Consider the following 16,550-nt stretch of genomic DNA (forward strand, 5'->3'; position numbering starts at 1 on the left):
TATTGTAGTAGGAGTTGGGCGGGGAACGCGTCCCGGGTCGGAGGGTTGTGGTGCAGATGGAGCGAGAGCGGCTGGTCCCGCTGGTGGACGAGGGTTTGGGCAACAGCGCCTACCTGCTCGACGTCGGTGACGGCCGGGCCTTGGCGGTGGACCCGCCTCGGGACCTGCGGGCGTTGCGCGCCGCGGCCGGCAAGCGGCGGCTGACGGTGGCGTGGGCGGCGGACACGCACCTGCACGCCGACTTCCTGTCCGGGGCGGTACAGCTCGCCGCGACCGACGGCGCGCAGATCCTGGCCTCGGCCGCCGGGATGCGGGCGTTCGAGCATCGCGGCCTGACCGACGGCGACGAGGTGGACCTCGGCGGGCTCACCCTGCGCGCCCTGGCCACGCCGGGGCACACGGACGAGCACCTGACGTTCCTGCTGCTCGACGGCCCCACACCGGTGGGGGTGTTCACCGGCGGGTCGCTGATCGTCGGCTCCGCGGCCCGCACCGACCTGCTCGGCGAGGACCGCACCGTCGAGCTGGCCCGGGCGCAGTACGCGTCGCTGCACCGTCTCGCCGCGCTGCCGGACGCCACCGGCGTGTGGCCGACGCACGGTGCCGGGTCGTTCTGCTCCGCTCCGCCCGGCGCGGCGCGCACCAGCACGATCGGCGCCGAGAAGGCCGGCAACCCGCTGCTGGCCGCCCCGGACGCCGACGCGTTCGTCGACCGGCTCGTGGCGTCGCTGGGCTCGTACCCGGCGTACTTCCGGTGGCTGGCCGAAGCCAACCGGCGCGGCCCCGCCGTCGTCAACGGCCTGCCGCACCTGCCCGGCCTGTCGGCCGCCGAGGTCCGGCGGTTCCTCGCCGACGGCGCGGTGGTCGTGGACGTGCGCCCGGTGCCCGACGTCGCCGCCGGGCACATCCCCGGCGCGATCGCGATCCCGCTGCGGGCGCAGTTCGCGACCTGGCTCGGCTGGCTCGTCGACCCGGGCACCCCCGTGATGATCGTGCGCAACGGCGACCAGGACCCGGCCGACATCCTGTGGCCGGCGCTGAACATCGGCGTCGACCACCTGGTCGGCGAGCTCACCGGCGGGATGGCCGCCTGGACCGGCGAGGTCACCACCACCCGCCTGGTCCGCCCGGACCAGGTCGACGCCCCGGTGCTCGACATCCGTCAGGCCGGTGAATACACCGCCGGGCACCTGCCCCACGCCGTCCACCTCGAACTCGGCGACCTACCCGCCACCGCGCACGCCGCACCGCACGGGCCAGTGGTGGTGATGTGCGGGCACGGCGAACGCGCGATGACCGCGGCCACGCTGCTTGAGCGCACCGGCCGCCACGACCTGGCCGTGCTGGTCGGCGGAGCCGAGGACTGGGCCACCGCCACCGGCCGCCGCCTGCAGGAGGGATCATGAGCACCACCATGACCGGTACGCTGCGGCTCGGACTCGCCGCCAACGCCGCCCAGTTCACCCTGCTCGTGGTCGTCAACGCCCTCGTCGGCGGCGTGCTGGGCTCCGAACGCACCGTGCTGCCGCTGCTGGCCGAGCAGGAGTTCCACCTCACCGCCTACACCGCGGCACTGACCTACATCCTCGCGTTCGGCGCGACCAAGGCCGTCACCAACTTCTTCGCGGGCACCCTGTCGGACCGCTACGGCCGTAAACCAGTCCTGCTGGCAGGCTGGCTGGTCGCCATTCCGATCCCGGCCATGCTGATCTGGGCACCCAGCTGGGGGTGGATCGTCGCGGCGAACGTGCTGCTCGGGGTCAACCAGGGCCTGGCCTGGTCCACCACCGTCATCATGAAGATCGACCTCGCCGGGCCGGGCCGGCGTGGCCTGGCGATGGGCCTCAACGAGGCCGCCGGGTACGTCGCCGTCGCCGCCACGGCGATGGCCACCGGAGCCCTCGCCGCCGCCAACGGGCTGCGACCGACGCCGTTCCTGCTCACCGCCGCCTACATCGCCCTCGGCCTCGGCCTGTCCGCGGTCTTCGTGCGAGAGACCCGCGGCCACGCCCGCCACGAAGCCGCCATCCACACCATCGGCGAGCACCATGCGGGCCTGTCGACCCGGCAGGTGTTCGCGTTGGCCAGCTGGCGGGAACCCGCCCTGTCCTCGGCGAGCCAGGCCGGCATGGTGAACAACCTCAACGACGGCCTGGCCTGGGGCCTGTTCCCGATCCTGTTCGCCACCGCCGGACTGTCGCTGACCGAGATCGGCGCCCTCGCCGCCCTGTACCCGGCCGTGTGGGGCCTCGGGCAGCTCGCCACCGGCCCGGCCTCGGACCGCTACGGACGCAAACCGTTCATCGTCACCGGGATGCTGCTGCAGGCGGTCGCCCTGGCCGTCATCGCCCTCGCCGACGGCTTCACCGCCTGGGCTGTCGCCGCGGTGCTGCTCGGCGCCGGCACCGCGATGGTCTACCCCACCCTGCTCGCCGCCATCAGCGACGTCGCCCACCCCGCATGGCGGGCCCGCGCCGTCGGCGTCTACCGGCTCTGGCGCGACGGCGGCTTCGCCGTCGGAGCCCTGCTCGCCGGCATCGTCGCCGACCTCGCCGGGATCCGCGCCGCGACCTGGGTCGTCGCCGCCCTCACCGCCGCGTCCGGCCTGCTCGCGTGGGGGCGCATGTACGAGACACACCGCCGGGCCTGACAGTCCGCAGTCTCTCCCTGCTCGCCGGAATACTCGCCCGGGCCATCATCCGCTGATCATCCGGTGGCGCACCGCCGAACCACGGCATGACCCCGACAACGCGCTGCACCGCCCCGGCACATCGGTCACCACGGACCACCGGCACCATGCACACACCCTCGCCAGCGCGAGAGACATCGATACATCATAGGCTGAATACATTAGCCATGCCCTGTCCGATCCGCTGCGGGCCCGGCTGCTGCTCGCGCTGCGCGAAGGGCCCGGGTATCCGGCCGACCTCGCTGAGCTGCTCGGCACGAGCAGGCAGAACCTGTCCAACCACCTCGCCTGCCTGCGCGGCTGCGGCCTGGTCGTCGCCGCACCCGAAGGCCGGCGTACCCGGTACGAGCTGGCCGACGCCCGGCTGGCGCACGCCCTGGGCGACCTGCTCGGCCTGGTCCTGGCCGTGGACCCGGCCGCATGTCCCGATGTCGCGGACAAGGACTGCTGCTGATGAACCTCCCGCTGCTGCCGGTCACGCCGGTCGGACCCTCGCCGCAGCGACGGGCGACCCTCGCCCGTCGGGTGCGGCTGCTCGTCGCCGCCACGATCGCCTACAACACCGTCGAGGCCGTCGTCGCGATCACCGCCGACACCCTGGCGTCCTCCACCGCGCTGATCGGCTTCGGCCTGGACTCGGTCATCGAGGTGTCCTCGGCCGCCGCCGTGGCGTGGCAGTTCTCCGGCACCGACCACGAGAAGCGCGAACGCACCGCGCTGCGCATCATCGCTGTGTCGTTCTTCGCCCTGGCAGCGTACGTGACGGTGGAGTCGGTGCGGGCACTGCTCGGCGCGGAGCGCGCCGATCATTCGACGATCGGTCTGGTGCTGGCCGCCGTATCGCTCGCGGTGATGCCGGCGCTGTCCGCGCTGCAACGCCGCACCGGCCGTGAACTGGGCTCGGCCTCGGCGGTGGCCGACTCCAGGCAGACCCTGCTGTGCACCTACCTGTCCGCAGTGCTGCTCGGCCTGGCGGTCAACGCACTATTCGGGTGGTGGTGGGCCGACCCGGTCGCCGCGCTGGTCATCGCCGCCGTGGCGCTCAAGGAAGGCCGCGAGGCCTGGCGCGGCGACGCCTGCTGCGCCCCGACCGCCGCGCTGGCCACCGGTGCAGCGGCGACGGACGGCTGCGCCGACGGGTGCTGCATCCAGGAACCACCCCGGTGACCGCAGCCCTCGCCGTCCACTGCTGCGGATCATGGTCACGATCCTGGCGGCCGAGCAGGTCCTGCATCGTTTCGAGGTCCGCACCGGCCTCGTGGGCAAACCCTTGGCTCGGCTGTTCGCCGACCCGACCTGCACCCCCAGACCGCCTATTGACTGACCCGGTCGGTCGGTTATTGTGGAGATGTGGCTCGCTCGATCCCTGCCGACCGGTTCGCCGTCGTCGTTGACGCTGCTGCGCGGGTGTTCATCGCCCACGGCTACCGTCGCACGCAGGTCCAGGACGTCGCGGACGCGCTGGGCCTGGCCAAAGGCACCCTCTACGGGTACGCGCAGAACAAGGCGGCCCTGTTCGCCGCCGCCGTCCGCTACGCCGACGGTCACGAGCCCCTGCCCGCCGTGACCGACCTGCCGGTGCCCGCACCGGCCGACGCCGAAGTCGCCGCACTGGTCGCGGGGCGGCTCGGCGCCGAGATCGCCGACCTGCGCCTGCACGGTGCCCTCGCCGAACCGGCGCACGGCACTGCCGACACCGATCCCGACGAGCTGGGTGGGATCGTCACGGACCTCTACCAGCGGCTCGCCCGGCACCGGGTAGCGATCAAACTCGTCGACCGGTGCGCCCCCGAACTGCCCGACCTCGCCGAGATCTGGTTCGGCACCGGCCGCCGCGCCCACGTCGACGCGCTCGTCGAGTACCTCACCCGCCGCGCCGACACCGGCGCGATCGCCCTGCCCGGCCCGGCGACACTGCTCGCTCGTACCATCGTGGAACTCGTCACCCTGTGGGCCGTGCACCGCCACTTCGACCCCGCACCGCCCACCGCCGGCGCGGCAGATCCGGCAGCCGACGACGCGACCGTCACCGCCATGCTCGCCGCGCTGCTCAACCGAGCCACCGCACCCGCATCGCCGCACCGTTCAAGGTGACCGCCGTGCCACCACCCTCAACCCTCCGCGCCGGGCGTTCCGCCGGTCGCGAACCGGTCCATTAGCAGCTCCAGCGTCGTGGTGAACCGCTCCACATCACGCAACGACAGATCGGCGAGCAGCCGCGCCGACGCCGCCGCACCACCCACCTGAAGGGATCACTGATGTCGCCGCAACAGCCCACACCGCGGGTGTCGCACCCGATCTTCGCCCGCGTCTACCAGCGGCTCAGCGTCACCATGGACCGGGCCGGCGGCGCCGAACACCGCCGGGCCCTCGTCGCCGGCTTGGCCGGCCGGGTGATCGAGGTCGGCGCGGGCAACGGCCGCATGTTCGCCCACTACCCACCCACGGTCACCGAGGTCGTCGCCGTGGAGCCCGAACCGCGGCTACGCGCCGCCGCACTCGCGGCTGCCGCGAGCGCCCCGGTACCGGTCCGGGTCCTCGACGGCGTCGCCGAAGCGCTACCCGGCGGCGACGGCGAGTACGACGCCGCAGTCACCGCCCTCGTGCTGTGCACCGTCCCGGACCAGACCGCCGCCCTGGCAGAGATCCGCCGGGTCCTGCGCCCGGGCGGGCACCTGCGGTTCTTCGAACACGTCGCCGCCGAACACCCCGGGCTGCTGCGCCGCGTCCAACGCGCCGCTGACGCCACCCTCTGGCCGCTGCTGCTCGCCGGCTGCCACACCAGCCGCGACACCGCTGCCGCCATCACCGCCGCCGGGTTCGTCGTCGACGAGCTGTGCCGGTTCACGTTCCCGGCCACCGGACCGAGCAGTCCCGCGGCCCCGCACATCCGCGGTACGGCCACCGCGCCGGTGGAAGCGGCGAAACCGTGAGCACCGCGCGACCGCACGCACCGGTCACCGTCTATACCCGGCCCGGCTGCCCGTACTGCTTCCTGCTGCGTCGTGGGCTCCGCCGGCGCGACATCACGTTCGCCGAAATCAACATCTGGGCCGACCCCGACACTGCCGCCGCCGTCCGCGCGGTCGCCGACGGCAACGAAACCGTCCCCACCGTCCACGTCGCCGGACAATGGCTGGTCAACCCCAGTGCGGCGGTGGTGGACCAGCTCGCCCGCAACTGACCCTTCACGACCACCACCGAACCGAACAACACCGCCCCTGGCACGGAGCCGACGCCCTTCCCTGCATCGCCGCCATCCGAGGCACCGTCCCTTCCGGCGCCACATCCTCCACGTGCGTGGCAAGCCGACAGGACGCCGGGCCAGCTCCGCCAGCTGCGACACGATCGGCGCAGCGTGTACCGGCCGAAATCCTCGCCGCGGGACTTGCATCCGGTACCCAGGTACAGGCTTACCGTCGAGAGACAGCGCCCGATGGGGCGCTGCACCGCCTGCTCAAGGAGCCTGTGATGTCGTTCGTGGTCCCTGATGCCTGCACGCTGCCGACCGTCGAGCAGCCGCTGCGGCTGGCCGAGTTCGACGAGCTGTTTGCCACCGCCGTGCGCCGGGTCGAGACCCTCACCGCGACGCACGCCCGCATGACGCTGATCGGCGAGGCCGGCCTGACGGCGGCGGCGGTCCGTGACCTGACCGCCCGGGAGACGGGGTGCTGCTCGTTCTTCACGTTCACCATCACCGAACCGGCCGACGACGGTGAGGCGCTGATCCTGGTGCGGACCACAACGAGCTGACTTCAGCGTCTTCGGGTGTGGCGTAGTAATGCTCGCCGTAGCTCGTCCGGTGCCCATACGAGTATCGGAAAGGCGATCAGGATGGCAAGCATGAGGGGGTCGGGCGGGGCGGTGCCGAAGATCGCCTGTAGCGGCGGCACGGTGATGATGGCGGCGGCGAAGGCGAGTTCGAACGCGATTCCCCACAGCAGGAGTCGGTTGGTAAGGAGGCCGACGGAGCGGAGTGAGGCGCGGTCGGTGCGGGCGGCGAGGGCAGTGCCGATCTGGCAGGCGACGATGCCGAGGAAGGTCATGGTGGTGGCCTGTTGGTAGGTGTGGTGTAGGGGGGTTCCGGGGCCGGTGGGGTCGCCGGGTTGCCAGCCTGCTCGGTAGAGGGTGAGGAAGAAGCCGGCCATGACGAGGATGGCGGAGATGATGCCGAGGTAGCCCCAGGCTCTGATCAGCATGTGTCTGTCGATGATGGTGCTGCCGTGTTTGCGGGGTGGTCGTTTCATGAGTCCGGGCTCGGGGGTTTCGCGGCCGAGTGCCAGCGCCGGGAGGGTTTCGGTGCCGAGGTCGATGGCGAGGATCTGCATGACGGTCAGTGGTAGGGGGACGGTTCCGCCAGAGAGGGCGAAGATGAGGAACGGTACGACCTCGGGTGTGGCGTGGGCGAAGATGTAGAGGATGAATTTGCGGACGTTGTCGTAGACCTGTCTGCCTGATTGGACGGCGGCGACGATGGTGGCGAAGTTGTCGTCGGTGAGGATTAGGGTGGCGGCTTCGCGGGTGACGTCCGTGCCGGTGCGTCCCATGGCCACGCCGATGTCGGCGCGTCGCAGGGCGGGGGCGTCGTTGACGCCGTCGCCGGTCATGGCCACGACGTGGCCGGTGTCTTGCAGGGCTTTGGCGATGCGAAGTTTGGCCTCGGGTGAGGTACGGGCGAAGACGAGATCCGGGGTCCGGACGAGGAGTTGGGTCAGTTCGTCGTCGGGCATGGCGTCGACGCGGTCGCCGTTGACGACTGTTGGGTTGGGCTGTGTGATGCCGACCTGGGTGGCGATGGCGGCGGCGGTGAGTCCGTGATCGCCGGTGATCATGATGATGCGGATACCGGCGGTGTGGCAGCGGGCCACCGCGTTGGCGACCTCGGGACGAGGCGGGTCAAGCATGGCGACCCAGCCGAGGAGGCAGAGGTCGCGTTCGACTTCGTCGCGGGTGGCGGGGACTTCCGGGACGCGGCGGCGGCCTGCCGCGATGATCCGCGTGCCCTTCGCGGCCTGCGCCGTGACGGCCTCTGTCAGCTGCTGCCGGGTGTTGTCGTCGAGGGGATGCTCTGCGCCGTCGGCCTCGACGATCGTGGTGGAGTGGGCGATGACTTCTTCGGGGGCGCCCTTGGTGTGTATCCACAAGCCCTGTTCGTCGGTATCGACGGTGGACATGAGCCGCAGCTTGGGGTCGAAATGGAACTCGCCGCGCCGGCATCGGGGGCGTTGATCTGGTGACGTGTCGACACCGGCGCCCTTGGCGAACCGCATCAGGGCTATTTCCGTCGGGTCTCCGCTCGCCTCCGCGCCCGGCCCGGGTTCCAGTTGTGCGTTGCTGCAGAGCACCACGGTCCGCGCGAGGTCCCGGACGGCGGCGGGCTGGTGTGGGCTGGTCAGGTCAGCCTCCGGGATGAGGCGTCCGGCTGACCATGCCGTCACGACCCGCATCTTGTTCTCGGTGATCGTTCCCGTTTTGTCGGTGCAGATGACGGCGGTGGCTCCGAGGGTTTCCACCGCGCTGAGCCGTTTGATGACGGCTCCGCGTCGGGCGAGTCCGCGCACCCCGATGGCGAGCGCGAGGGTGATGGTGGGGAGCAGGCCTTCGGGGACGTTGGCGACGAGGAGTCCGATCGCGAAGCTGAACGCGTCGGAGATGGGCATTCCGGCCGCCCACACCCCGATGGGAAAGAAGATCGCACCGGCGATTCCGGCGACCGCCGCGATGAGCCGGGCGACGCGCTTGATCTGTTTCTCTAGCGGGCTTTCTTCGCGGCCGGCGCGCTGGGACAACGCGGCGATATGCCCTAGTTCGGTGTGCATGCCCGTGGCGTAGACGAGGGCCCGGGCGTCTCCGCCGAGGCAGACTGTGCCGCTGAATGCGAGGTTGGACGCCTGGATCAGTGGTTCGCGGGTGTCGGTGTCGCCGGCGGTGCGGTAGACGGGTTGCGACTCGCCGGTCAAGGCGGACATGTCAGCCTCGACCGAGCCGTCCAGGAGCCGGGCGTCGGCGGAGATCCTGTCGCCCTCGGCGATGACCAGGATGTCGCCGGGCACAAGCTGTCGAGCGTCGATCTGCTGCCGCCGCTGGTCGCGCAGGACACTGGCCTGCTGGGGTAGGTATTTGTTCAATGCCTCGACGGCGTGTTCGGCGTGGCGTTCCTGGGCGAAGGCGAACACGGCGTTGATGAGGATGACGGCCACGATCGCCGCTGCCAGTACGGGTGTGCCGGCGATCCAGGCCAGGGCGGCGGCGAGCCACAGCAGCAGGGCGAGCGGGTGGATCAGTTGCCGGACGAGGTCTCGCCACCAGCGGGTCCCGCCTTGCCGGCGTAGCTCGTTCGGCCCGTACTCTGCCAGGCGCTGGTGCGCCTGCGCCGTCGAGAGGCCATCGAGGCTTGTCTTCAAGTCGTGGAGGTGTTGTTCGACCGGCTGTCGGGGGTCGTGCCCGGCAGGCAGCGCACTGCCACGCGCATCCCGAGGTGATTGCCGTGCCATGGTTTCAGGCTGCCGTACCACCCGACCACGGGCGGGCGTTTCGGTCTCCGGCCTCGCCGGTGGCAGCGACGGTCGACCTCCTTGGGGCGGCGTTATCGCTCGTTGTCCGTATCCCGGGCGGGCCGTTGAGACGTGGGTGTCGCGGTTAGGGGCCGAAGTGAAAGGGAAGTGGCTGACCAGCGGATTATCGGCGGTGGCAGCCAGCGAGCCTGCCTGGTCCCGGCGGGGTGCGTCCTGGCGCCGTGGACGAAGGTCGTCGCCGTCAACGTCAGGGAGCCGTTCTTCATCGTCCAGCAGGGTTTGGCCCGCATCCGCGACGGCGGCCGGATCCTCACCATTTCCTGGTTCCGCGCTCAGCTTGTGTCGGAGACAAGTGCCTTGTCTGCCCCGGTTGTCCGGCCAGTGCCCCCCGGCGCACGCCGCCACGCAATGCGCGTAGGGCGTTGAGGATGACCACGACGTCGATGCCTTCCTGGAGGAACGCGCCGATGACTGGGGGAAGCAGCCCGACTGCGGCCAAACTCATGGCGGTCAGCGCCAAGCCCATTCCCACTGTCGCGCTTTGGATGGCGATTCGGCGGGCATGACGAGCGATCTCGACGGTGTCGGCAAGCCGGTCCAGCCGGTCAACGGTCAGGACGGCGTCGGCAACGTCAGCCGAGGCTGTCGCACCGGTCGCGCCCATCGCCACGCCGACGTCGGCGGCAGCCAGGGCGGGTGCGTCGTTCACTCCGTCGCCGACCATCACGGTGGTCGCCCGTGTCGACTCGGCGCGTACTCGGTCGACCTTCGTACCCGGGGTGCACCGGTCCACCACGTCGTCAGCGCCCACCACCCGGGCGACCTCGGCGGCGACGCGCGGCCGGTCGCCGGTCAGCATGACGACGCGGGTGAACCCGGCGTTCCGGAGCCGGCATACCGTTTGTCGCGCGTCGGGCCGGATCGGGTCCTGGAGCAGCAGAGCGCCGGAGGGGACGCCGTCCAGGCTTACCCACACGGTCGCCGCCCCCTTCTCCTCGGCCCGCTGCCGCACTTCCTCGGCCCACGGCGAGAGCTCACCGGTCAACTGCCCGACCTGCACCCGCCGTCCGTCGACCCGGCCAGTGACCCCTTTGCCCGGTTCCTCCGTAACGGCAGCGGGTGTCGACAGCGTCAGTCCGCGGCTGGTCGCTTCCTGTACGACCGCAGCGGCGAGCACGTGTGGGGAGAGCTGCTCGACCGACGCTGCCAAGCGGAGCATCTCGTCGCAGTCCGTGCCCGGCGCGGTGACCGTCTCGGCCGCCTTGGGCCGGCCCTTCGTGAGCGTGCCCGTCTTGTCGACCAGCAGAGTGCGGGCCCGGCCGAGGGTTTCCAGCGCCGCACCGTCGCGGACCACGACCCCGCGGCGAGCCGCCCGGGACAGCCCGGAGACGATCGCGACCGGGGTGGCCAGGATCAGGGGGCACGGGGTCGCCACGACGAGCACGGCAACCGCCCGCAGCAGCTCGCCGGAGGCGAGCCAGCCGACGCCGGCCAGGGCGAGGGTGAACGGTACGAACGCAGCCGCGTACCTGTCGGCGAGCCGTACCATCGGCGCCTTGCGGGCCGTCGCCTCCTCGGCCAGACGTACGATCCCGGCGTAGGTGCTCTGCGCCGCCGTGGCCGTGGCCCGCATGCCGAACGCCGGCCCGGCGTTGACTACGCCGCTGGTCACCCCTTCGCCCGGCTTGTGATCGACCGGCTTTGATTCGCCCGTGATCGCCGACTCGTCAAGCACGGCTGGAGCCTCGGTCTGGCCATCCACGGGGACCACCTCGCCGGGGCCGACGAGCAGGCGGTCATCCGGCTGTACCGCGTCGAGCGGCACGGTTTCGATGGCACCCTGCGTGGTTCGTCGGCGTGCCGATCGGGGGGCCCGTTCGAGGAGTCCGCGCAGGTCCCGTGACGCTCTCCGTTCCGCGTACGCCTCCAGGGTGCGGCCGGTCGCCAGCATGAGCGCGATCACCGCGCCGGCCAGGTACTCGCGTACGACGAGAGCCCCGGCCAGTGCCAGGACCGCGATCACGTCGACCCCGACCCGCCGGTGCAGTAACGACCGGACGACCCACGTGATCGCGGGTAGCAGGGCGACGGCGGTTGCCCCGGCCCATAGCAGGTCTGCGGCGCCGCGCCGGTCGGCGAACCACAGTGCTGCCCCGGTGAGCACCGCTGCGGTGACGGCGATCAGCAGCGCCCAGTCCCACCACAGCCTCGGGGTCTTCACCTGCCCTTGGCTGGGGCTCTTCCGCATGCGAGCCTCCTGTCACCATGGGTGCCGGGCGGGCCGGCCGGCACCGCCTGCCGGTGTGCGACCGGCGGCGCTGCTCAATGTGCCGCCTCCGGCCGGCTGGGAGTCAGACGGGACGCAGTGATACTGCGGTCAGCTTGTATTCGGGGCATCCCGTCACCGTGTCCGTGACGTCAGACGTGAGGGCGTTGGTGGGGGTCTCGGGGAAGTTGAAGGCGGTGAACATCTGGCCGGGGGCGACCGTGTCGGTCAGGTGGACGGAGAAGGTCACGGCTGCGCGGCGGCTGCTCGCCTCGACGAGGTCTCCGTCGGTGAGCCGGAGCCGGGCGGCGTCGTCGGGATGGAGGTCGAGCACCTCGCGTGGGCGAAGCTCGATGTTGGGGGTGCGGCGGCTCATCGAGCCGCTGTTGTAGTGCACCAGCCGGCGACCCGTGATCAGGACGTACGGGAAGGCGGCGTCGGGTTGTTCGCCCGGCGGCAGGTACGGTCGCGCGGCCAGGGCAGCACGCCCGTCGGGGGTGGCGAAGGAGTCGAGGTAGAGGCGCCCCTCCCCTGGTTGGTCCGCTGCGCGGCACGGCCAGTGCAGCGGCCCGTCCCGGTCGAGCCGGGCGTGGGAGATGCCGGCGAAAGTCGGGGTCAGCGTGGCGCACTCGGTCATGGCGTCGGCCGGGGTGGGGCAACCGAGGTCGGCGCCCATCGTCCGGGCAAGCAGGTGCAGGATGTCGAAGTCGGGCTTGGCCTGTCCGGGTGGCGTCAGTGCGGGGCGGACCCGCTGCACCCGCCGGTCGAAGTTGGTGAACGTTCCGTCCTTTTCGAGGAAGGACACGGCCGGGAACACCACGTCGGCGAGCTGGGCCGTGCGGGAGAGAAACAGGTCGTGGCTGACGACCAGGTCGCAGGCCGCGAGGGCCTTGCGCACGTTGCCGCTGTCGGGGTCGGTCTGCGCGATGTCCTCGCCGATGACGTACATCGCTCGCACCCGGCCGGCAATGGCCGCCTCGAACATCTCGAGGATGCGTAGCCCGGGTCGGTCGGGCACGTCCACGCCCCAGGATTGGCCGAAGCGGGCACGGACGTCCGGGTCGGTGACGTGCTGGTAGCCGGGCAGCATGTCCGGCAGGGCGCCCATGTCCGACGCCCCTTGGACGTTGTTCTGCCCGCGCATCGATAGCACGCCGCAGCAGCCGGGGGTGCCGACGGCGCCTTTCAGGATGGCCAGGTTGGCTAGGGTCCGTACTCCGTCGGTGCCGTGGGCGTGCTCGGTGATGCCGAGCCCGTAGACGATCGCCGGGCGTCGCGCGGTCCCGTACAGGCGGGCTGCCATGGTGAGTGTCTCGGGCTGGACCCCGGCCAGGCGCGCGGCCTGCTCCACCGGGTAGTCGCGGAGCAACTCGGTGAGTTCAGCCAGCCCGCTGGCTCGCGTGCGGAGGAACTCCTCGTCGGCGTAGCCCTCGTCGAGCAGTACTCGGGCGATGCCGTTGAAGACGGCGACGTTCGACCCGGGTGTGGCCTGCACGTACACGTCGGCCATCTCGGCGAGGTCGATGCGACGCGGGTCGATGACGACGAGCCGGGCTCCGCGCAGTACCAGCTGCTTGATCCGCGCCCCGATGACCGGATGAGCTTCGGTCGGGTTCGCCCCGGCGATCAGGATGCAGTCGGTGCCGTCGAGGTCGTCCACGGAGTTGGTGCCACCGGCGTAGCCGAACGAGGCGGTCAGCCCGACCGCCGACGGGGCGTGACAGAGCCGGGAGCAGTTGTCGACGTTGTTCGTGCCGAGGACGGCACGGGCGAACTTCTGTGCGAGATAGTTCTCCTCGTTCGTCGCCCGCGCCGACGAGATCATCCCGATCGCGTCCGGCCCGTGCCGGTCCCGGATCTCGGCCAGCCGGGTCGCCACCACGGTGAGCGCCTCCGCCCAGGACGCGGGCTCCAACGGCGAGTCCCGGCCGCCGCGACGCATCAGCGGTGTGGTCAGCCGGTCCCGGGACCGGGTGAAGGCATGCGCGAAGCGACCCTTGATACAGGCGTGGCCCCGGTTGACGGGAGCGCCGTGCACGGGGGTGATCGCGGCCACCTCGTCGTCGCGTACGTGCACTTGCAGGGTGCATCCCACCCCGCAGTATCCGCAGGTGGTGGTGGTCATCCGGCTGATCGGGCGCGGGTCCAGCAGCCCCGGCTCGGACAGGGCACCACTCGGGCAGGTGTCGACGCAGCCGCCGCAGGCCACGCACGGGGAGGACACCCAGTCGCCGTCGGTGCCGGCCGCGACGACGGTGTCGAACCCGCGCCCGGCCAGGGAGAGCGCGAACGTGCCCTGCACCTCCGCGCACATCCGCACGCACCGGTTGCAGGCGATGCACAGGTCCCGGTCGAGTTTCACGTACGGGTGGGAGTGGTCGACGCCCCGCGTTCGGATGGCGCCGTCGAAGCGGCTCCCGGTCACGCCGAAATGTTGGCAGACGCGGACCAGTTCGCTGCGGTCGGCGGGAACGTCGAGCGCCCGGGCGGGCAGTTGGGAAACGAGCAGTTCCAGCGACAGCTGCGCCGACCTGCGGGCGGCCGGGTCGTCGGTGTGCACGACCATGCCGTCGGTGGCGGGTGTCGTGCAGGCCGGCATCGCCCGTCCTTTCACGCCGACCAGGCAGACCCGGCACGACCCCTGTGGGGTGAGCCGTTCGTCGTAGCAGAGGGTCGGCACCACTGCCCCTGCCGCCTTGACGGCATCCAGCACGCTGGCCCCGTCGGCCACCTCGACACTGACGTCGTTGACGGACAGCCGCATCTACTCGCCCGTCCGGCGCAGCTCGTCCGAATAAATGCGCAGCAGACTGCGGACCGCGCACGACACCCCGCGCCCGAAGGCGCACAGGCTCGCCACAGTCAGCACCTCGAGCAGCGGTTCGTGGGCGGCAAGTGCCGCCTCGGCCTGGGCCGGTTCCCGGATCCGCTCGGCAAGTTCGACGCCACGGCGCGTGCCCACCCGGCATGGCGTACAGGCCCCGCAGCTCTCCGCGGCCCCGAACGCCCACGCGTGCTGCAGGATCGCGGCGGCAGGTATCGCCGAATCGACCGCGACCAGACTGCCGTGTCCCAACGCGACACCAGCCTGGGCGAGCGGCCGGGACAGCAGCGGAAGGTCCAGCTGATCCGGGGTGAGGAACCCGCCGATCGGTCCGCCGACCTGCAGCGCCCGCAGGGTGTGCGGCTCGCGCAGCCCGCCACCGAGATCCTCGACCAGATGGCGCAGCGGCACGCCGTACTCGACCTCGTACACCCCGGGGCGGCGGAAGAGTTGGCTCAGGCAGACCAGCTTGGTGCCCGGCTCGTCCGGATGACCGAGGCGGGCGTACCCGGCCCCGCCGTGCCGGACGATCCAGGGCACGGCCGACAGCGTCTCTACGTTGTTCACGGCGGTCGGCTGCCCGAGGTACCCGTGGCTGGTGGGGTAAGGGGGCCGGGCCCGGACATCGGCCCGCAGGCCGGCCACGGCGTGCAGCAACGCCGTCTCCTCCCCGGCGACGTACGAGCCGGCGCCCCGCACAACTTCCACGTCGAAGTCGAAGTCCGAGCCGTGTACCCGCTTGCCCAGGTGGCCGCTCTCCCGCGCCTCCGACACTGCGGCGCGCAACCTCTCGGCGGCCGTCGGGTACTCCGACCGGACGAGGATCAGACCATGCCGCGCTCCCACCGCGAAGGCCGCCAAGGCCAGGCCCTCCAGGATCCGGTGCGGATCGCTCTCCATCAGCAGCCGATCGCAGAACGAGCCCGGATCCCCCTCGTCGCCGTTGGCCACCACATACCGCGGTCCGGGTTCCTCAGCGGTCGCGGACCACTTCTTCGCCACCGGGAAACCGGCCCCACCCCGCCCACGCAGGCCCGACGCGGCAACCTCAGCCATCACCTGATCGGGTGAACCGGAAGCCACGACGCCCGGCCACACCTCCCAAGGGCCCTCGTCGCCGACCAACCCGGCCAGCACCACCGGACGATCTACCACGCTTGCGTGCGGTATCTGCGCGGCCCGCATCTTCAACGGCTCCGCCCAGCCGGGCCTCGTCCGCCGCTCGGCGGCGCGCGGATCGCCGAACAGCCCGCCGAGCTGCTCACCACTGCCCGGTTGCTCCCCGTCCAGAACAGCCGGCGAGTCGTAGCAGTACCCGAGACACCGCACGCCCTGCAGCGACACCGACCCGTCCGGGGCGCATTCACCCAGACGAACGCCGAGCGCCCGCTCGAGACGTGGGATGTGCTGACCCTGAGTGCTGACGAAACACGAGGTTCCCTCGCAAACCCGGACATGACGCTGGCCACGGCGCCCCTCGGCGAAGTCGGCGTAGTAGGACGCCGCCCCCGTCACGGCCGCCACAGGCCAGCCGAACTCGCCGGCGGCCCGCTCCAGGTCCTCGGCGTCGACGCGACCGTCCTCCGCCTGCGCCTGCCGAAGCCGATCCAGCATCCGTGTTCCCGGCCTGCGCAGGCGTTCCTGCAACTCGACGAACGCCTCGCGTGGCTCGCCCACCGCACCTACCCCCGTGCAACGCTGGCTCTGCCCCCGGCAGCAACCATACGTCCGCCTCGGTCCACCTCGCGGCCAAACGTTTGCCTTTTCCAAGGGGCGATCACCTGGTCACGTGAGTGACCCCGGCAGAGTGTGGGCGACGTGGGCGATCGGCCGATTCGGTACGGCAGGTGGCAGGTTGATACCCGGGGGGGTATGGTCGTGAAACAGGAGGTGGCGAGATGAAACTTCGACCCGAGATGACCGGCGAGGCGCTGACCCGGCTCAAGCGGGCCCGTGGGCAGCTGAACGCGGTGATCGAGATGATGGAGGAAGGTCGGGACTGCCGGGAGGCGCTGACGCAGCTCGCCGCCGTGTCGAAGGCGATCGACCGGGCCGGCTACAAGATCATCGCGTCTGGCATGCGGCACTGCGCGGACGCGCGCGATCGCGGCGAGCAGCCCGAGATGACCGAAGAGGAACTGGAGAAGCTGTTCCTGGCCCTGGCGTGACCCGCCACGGCTGAAGAAGCGCAAGCCCACGCTGCGTGTCCGTGGCGTGGGCGGGTAGGCGCGTGTCGAATTCGACCAAGGGTAAACG

The 16,550-nt window shown here is 71.2% G+C and carries 15 protein-coding genes; 10 read left to right on the plus strand and 5 right to left on the minus strand.

The features are described 5' to 3' along the window. Positions 1 to 56 precede the first annotated feature (56 nt). From OG990_RS04700 to OG990_RS04725, 6 genes are all read left to right on the plus strand, one after another. Complete coding sequence (locus OG990_RS04700) at positions 57 to 1,406, plus strand: rhodanese-like domain-containing protein (protein ID WP_406081657.1); 1,350 nt, start codon at positions 57 to 59, stop codon at positions 1,404 to 1,406. Next, positions 1,403 to 2,650: an MFS transporter gene (locus OG990_RS04705; RefSeq protein WP_406079127.1), complete on the plus strand. Its 1,248-nt coding sequence runs from the start codon at positions 1,403 to 1,405 to the stop codon at positions 2,648 to 2,650. Before OG990_RS04700 ends, OG990_RS04705 begins: the two co-directional genes overlap by 4 nt. A gap of 199 nt (positions 2,651 to 2,849) precedes the next feature. Next, positions 2,850 to 3,143 carry an ArsR/SmtB family transcription factor gene (locus tag OG990_RS04710; protein WP_406081658.1) on the plus strand — a complete coding sequence of 98 codons (294 nt, stop codon included), beginning with the start codon at positions 2,850 to 2,852 and terminating at the stop codon, positions 3,141 to 3,143. Further along, positions 3,143 to 3,856, plus strand: coding sequence for a cation transporter (locus OG990_RS04715; protein WP_406079128.1), 714 nt, complete (start codon positions 3,143 to 3,145; stop codon positions 3,854 to 3,856). The genes OG990_RS04710 and OG990_RS04715 overlap by 1 nt, the downstream gene beginning before the upstream one ends. A gap of 31 nt (positions 3,857 to 3,887) precedes the next feature. Further along, positions 3,888 to 4,013 (plus strand): hypothetical protein, encoded by a 126-nt coding sequence (locus tag OG990_RS04720; RefSeq protein ID WP_406079129.1) that lies wholly within the window; start codon positions 3,888 to 3,890, stop codon positions 4,011 to 4,013. A gap of 26 nt (positions 4,014 to 4,039) precedes the next feature. Then, positions 4,040 to 4,783 carry a helix-turn-helix domain-containing protein gene (locus tag OG990_RS04725; RefSeq protein WP_406079130.1) on the plus strand — a complete coding sequence of 248 codons (744 nt, stop codon included), beginning with the start codon at positions 4,040 to 4,042 and terminating at the stop codon, positions 4,781 to 4,783. Positions 4,784 to 4,800: 17 nt separating this feature from the next. Here the strand turns inward: OG990_RS04725 and OG990_RS04730 are convergent, their stop codons facing one another. Continuing rightward, a complete protein-coding gene (locus tag OG990_RS04730; protein WP_406079131.1) occupies positions 4,801 to 4,932 on the minus strand; it encodes a hypothetical protein in 132 nt (43 codons plus the stop codon). A 15-nt stretch (positions 4,933 to 4,947) separates the two neighbouring features. Here OG990_RS04730 and OG990_RS04735 point away from each other — a divergent pair, with 15 nt between their 5' ends. The 3 genes from OG990_RS04735 to OG990_RS04745 all read left to right on the plus strand — a co-directional run bounded on the left by OG990_RS04735 (position 4,948) and on the right by OG990_RS04745 (position 6,442). After that, on the plus strand, positions 4,948 to 5,622 hold the full coding sequence (locus tag OG990_RS04735; protein ID WP_406079132.1) for a class I SAM-dependent methyltransferase: 675 nt from the start codon (positions 4,948 to 4,950) through the stop codon (positions 5,620 to 5,622). Further along, entirely contained in the window at positions 5,619 to 5,873 is a 255-nt protein-coding gene (locus OG990_RS04740; protein WP_406079133.1) for a glutaredoxin family protein, read from the plus strand. The genes OG990_RS04735 and OG990_RS04740 overlap by 4 nt, the downstream gene beginning before the upstream one ends. A 287-nt stretch (positions 5,874 to 6,160) precedes the next feature. Further along, entirely contained in the window at positions 6,161 to 6,442 is a 282-nt protein-coding gene (locus tag OG990_RS04745) for a hypothetical protein (RefSeq protein WP_406079134.1), read from the plus strand. A 2-nt stretch (positions 6,443 to 6,444) separates the two neighbouring features. On the opposite strand, the gene OG990_RS04750 is transcribed toward OG990_RS04745, so the two are convergent. The 4 genes from OG990_RS04750 to OG990_RS04765 form a co-directional block, all read right to left on the minus strand. After that, positions 6,445 to 9,183, minus strand: coding sequence for a cation-translocating P-type ATPase (locus tag OG990_RS04750; RefSeq protein WP_406079135.1), 2,739 nt, complete (start codon positions 9,181 to 9,183; stop codon positions 6,445 to 6,447). Between the two features lie 331 nt (positions 9,184 to 9,514). After that, positions 9,515 to 11,452, minus strand: coding sequence for a heavy metal translocating P-type ATPase (locus OG990_RS04755; protein ID WP_406079136.1), 1,938 nt, complete (start codon positions 11,450 to 11,452; stop codon positions 9,515 to 9,517). Between the two features lie 103 nt (positions 11,453 to 11,555). Next, positions 11,556 to 14,234 (minus strand): formate dehydrogenase subunit alpha, encoded by a 2,679-nt coding sequence (gene fdhF / locus OG990_RS04760; RefSeq protein ID WP_406079137.1) that lies wholly within the window; start codon positions 14,232 to 14,234, stop codon positions 11,556 to 11,558. Next, positions 14,235 to 15,971, minus strand: a complete 1,737-nt coding sequence (locus tag OG990_RS04765) for an NAD(P)H-dependent oxidoreductase subunit E (protein ID WP_406079138.1) — start codon at positions 15,969 to 15,971, stop codon at positions 14,235 to 14,237. Between the two features lie 221 nt (positions 15,972 to 16,192). Here OG990_RS04765 and OG990_RS04770 point away from each other — a divergent pair, with 221 nt between their 5' ends. Next, positions 16,193 to 16,462, plus strand: a complete 270-nt coding sequence (locus tag OG990_RS04770) for a metal-sensitive transcriptional regulator (RefSeq protein WP_124772422.1) — start codon at positions 16,193 to 16,195, stop codon at positions 16,460 to 16,462. Positions 16,463 to 16,550: the final 88 nt, after the last annotated feature.

The sequence above is a fragment of the Micromonospora sp. NBC_00858 genome, from assembly GCF_045207365.1.
GTDB lineage: Bacteria > Actinomycetota > Actinomycetes > Mycobacteriales > Micromonosporaceae > Micromonospora.

What these genes read in the sequence shown, in the direction of transcription:
- OG990_RS04770 (WP_124772422.1), top strand. Translation starts at nt 16,193, where the DNA reads ATGAAACTTCGACCCGAGATGACCGGCGAGGCGCTGACCCGGCTCAAG.
- OG990_RS04700 (WP_406081657.1), top strand. Translation starts at nt 57, where the DNA reads ATGGAGCGAGAGCGGCTGGTCCCGCTGGTGGACGAGGGTTTGGGCAAC.
- OG990_RS04705 (WP_406079127.1), top strand. Translation starts at nt 1,403, where the DNA reads ATGAGCACCACCATGACCGGTACGCTGCGGCTCGGACTCGCCGCCAAC.
- OG990_RS04735 (WP_406079132.1), top strand. Translation starts at nt 4,948, where the DNA reads ATGTCGCCGCAACAGCCCACACCGCGGGTGTCGCACCCGATCTTCGCC.
- OG990_RS04715 (WP_406079128.1), top strand. Translation starts at nt 3,143, where the DNA reads ATGAACCTCCCGCTGCTGCCGGTCACGCCGGTCGGACCCTCGCCGCAG.
- OG990_RS04745 (WP_406079134.1), top strand. Translation starts at nt 6,161, where the DNA reads ATGTCGTTCGTGGTCCCTGATGCCTGCACGCTGCCGACCGTCGAGCAG.
- OG990_RS04720 (WP_406079129.1), top strand. Translation starts at nt 3,888, where the DNA reads ATGGTCACGATCCTGGCGGCCGAGCAGGTCCTGCATCGTTTCGAGGTC.
- OG990_RS04750 (WP_406079135.1), bottom strand. Translation starts at nt 9,183, where the DNA reads ATGGCACGGCAATCACCTCGGGATGCGCGTGGCAGTGCGCTGCCTGCC.
- fdhF (WP_406079137.1), bottom strand. Translation starts at nt 14,234, where the DNA reads ATGCGGCTGTCCGTCAACGACGTCAGTGTCGAGGTGGCCGACGGGGCC.
- OG990_RS04755 (WP_406079136.1), bottom strand. Translation starts at nt 11,452, where the DNA reads ATGCGGAAGAGCCCCAGCCAAGGGCAGGTGAAGACCCCGAGGCTGTGG.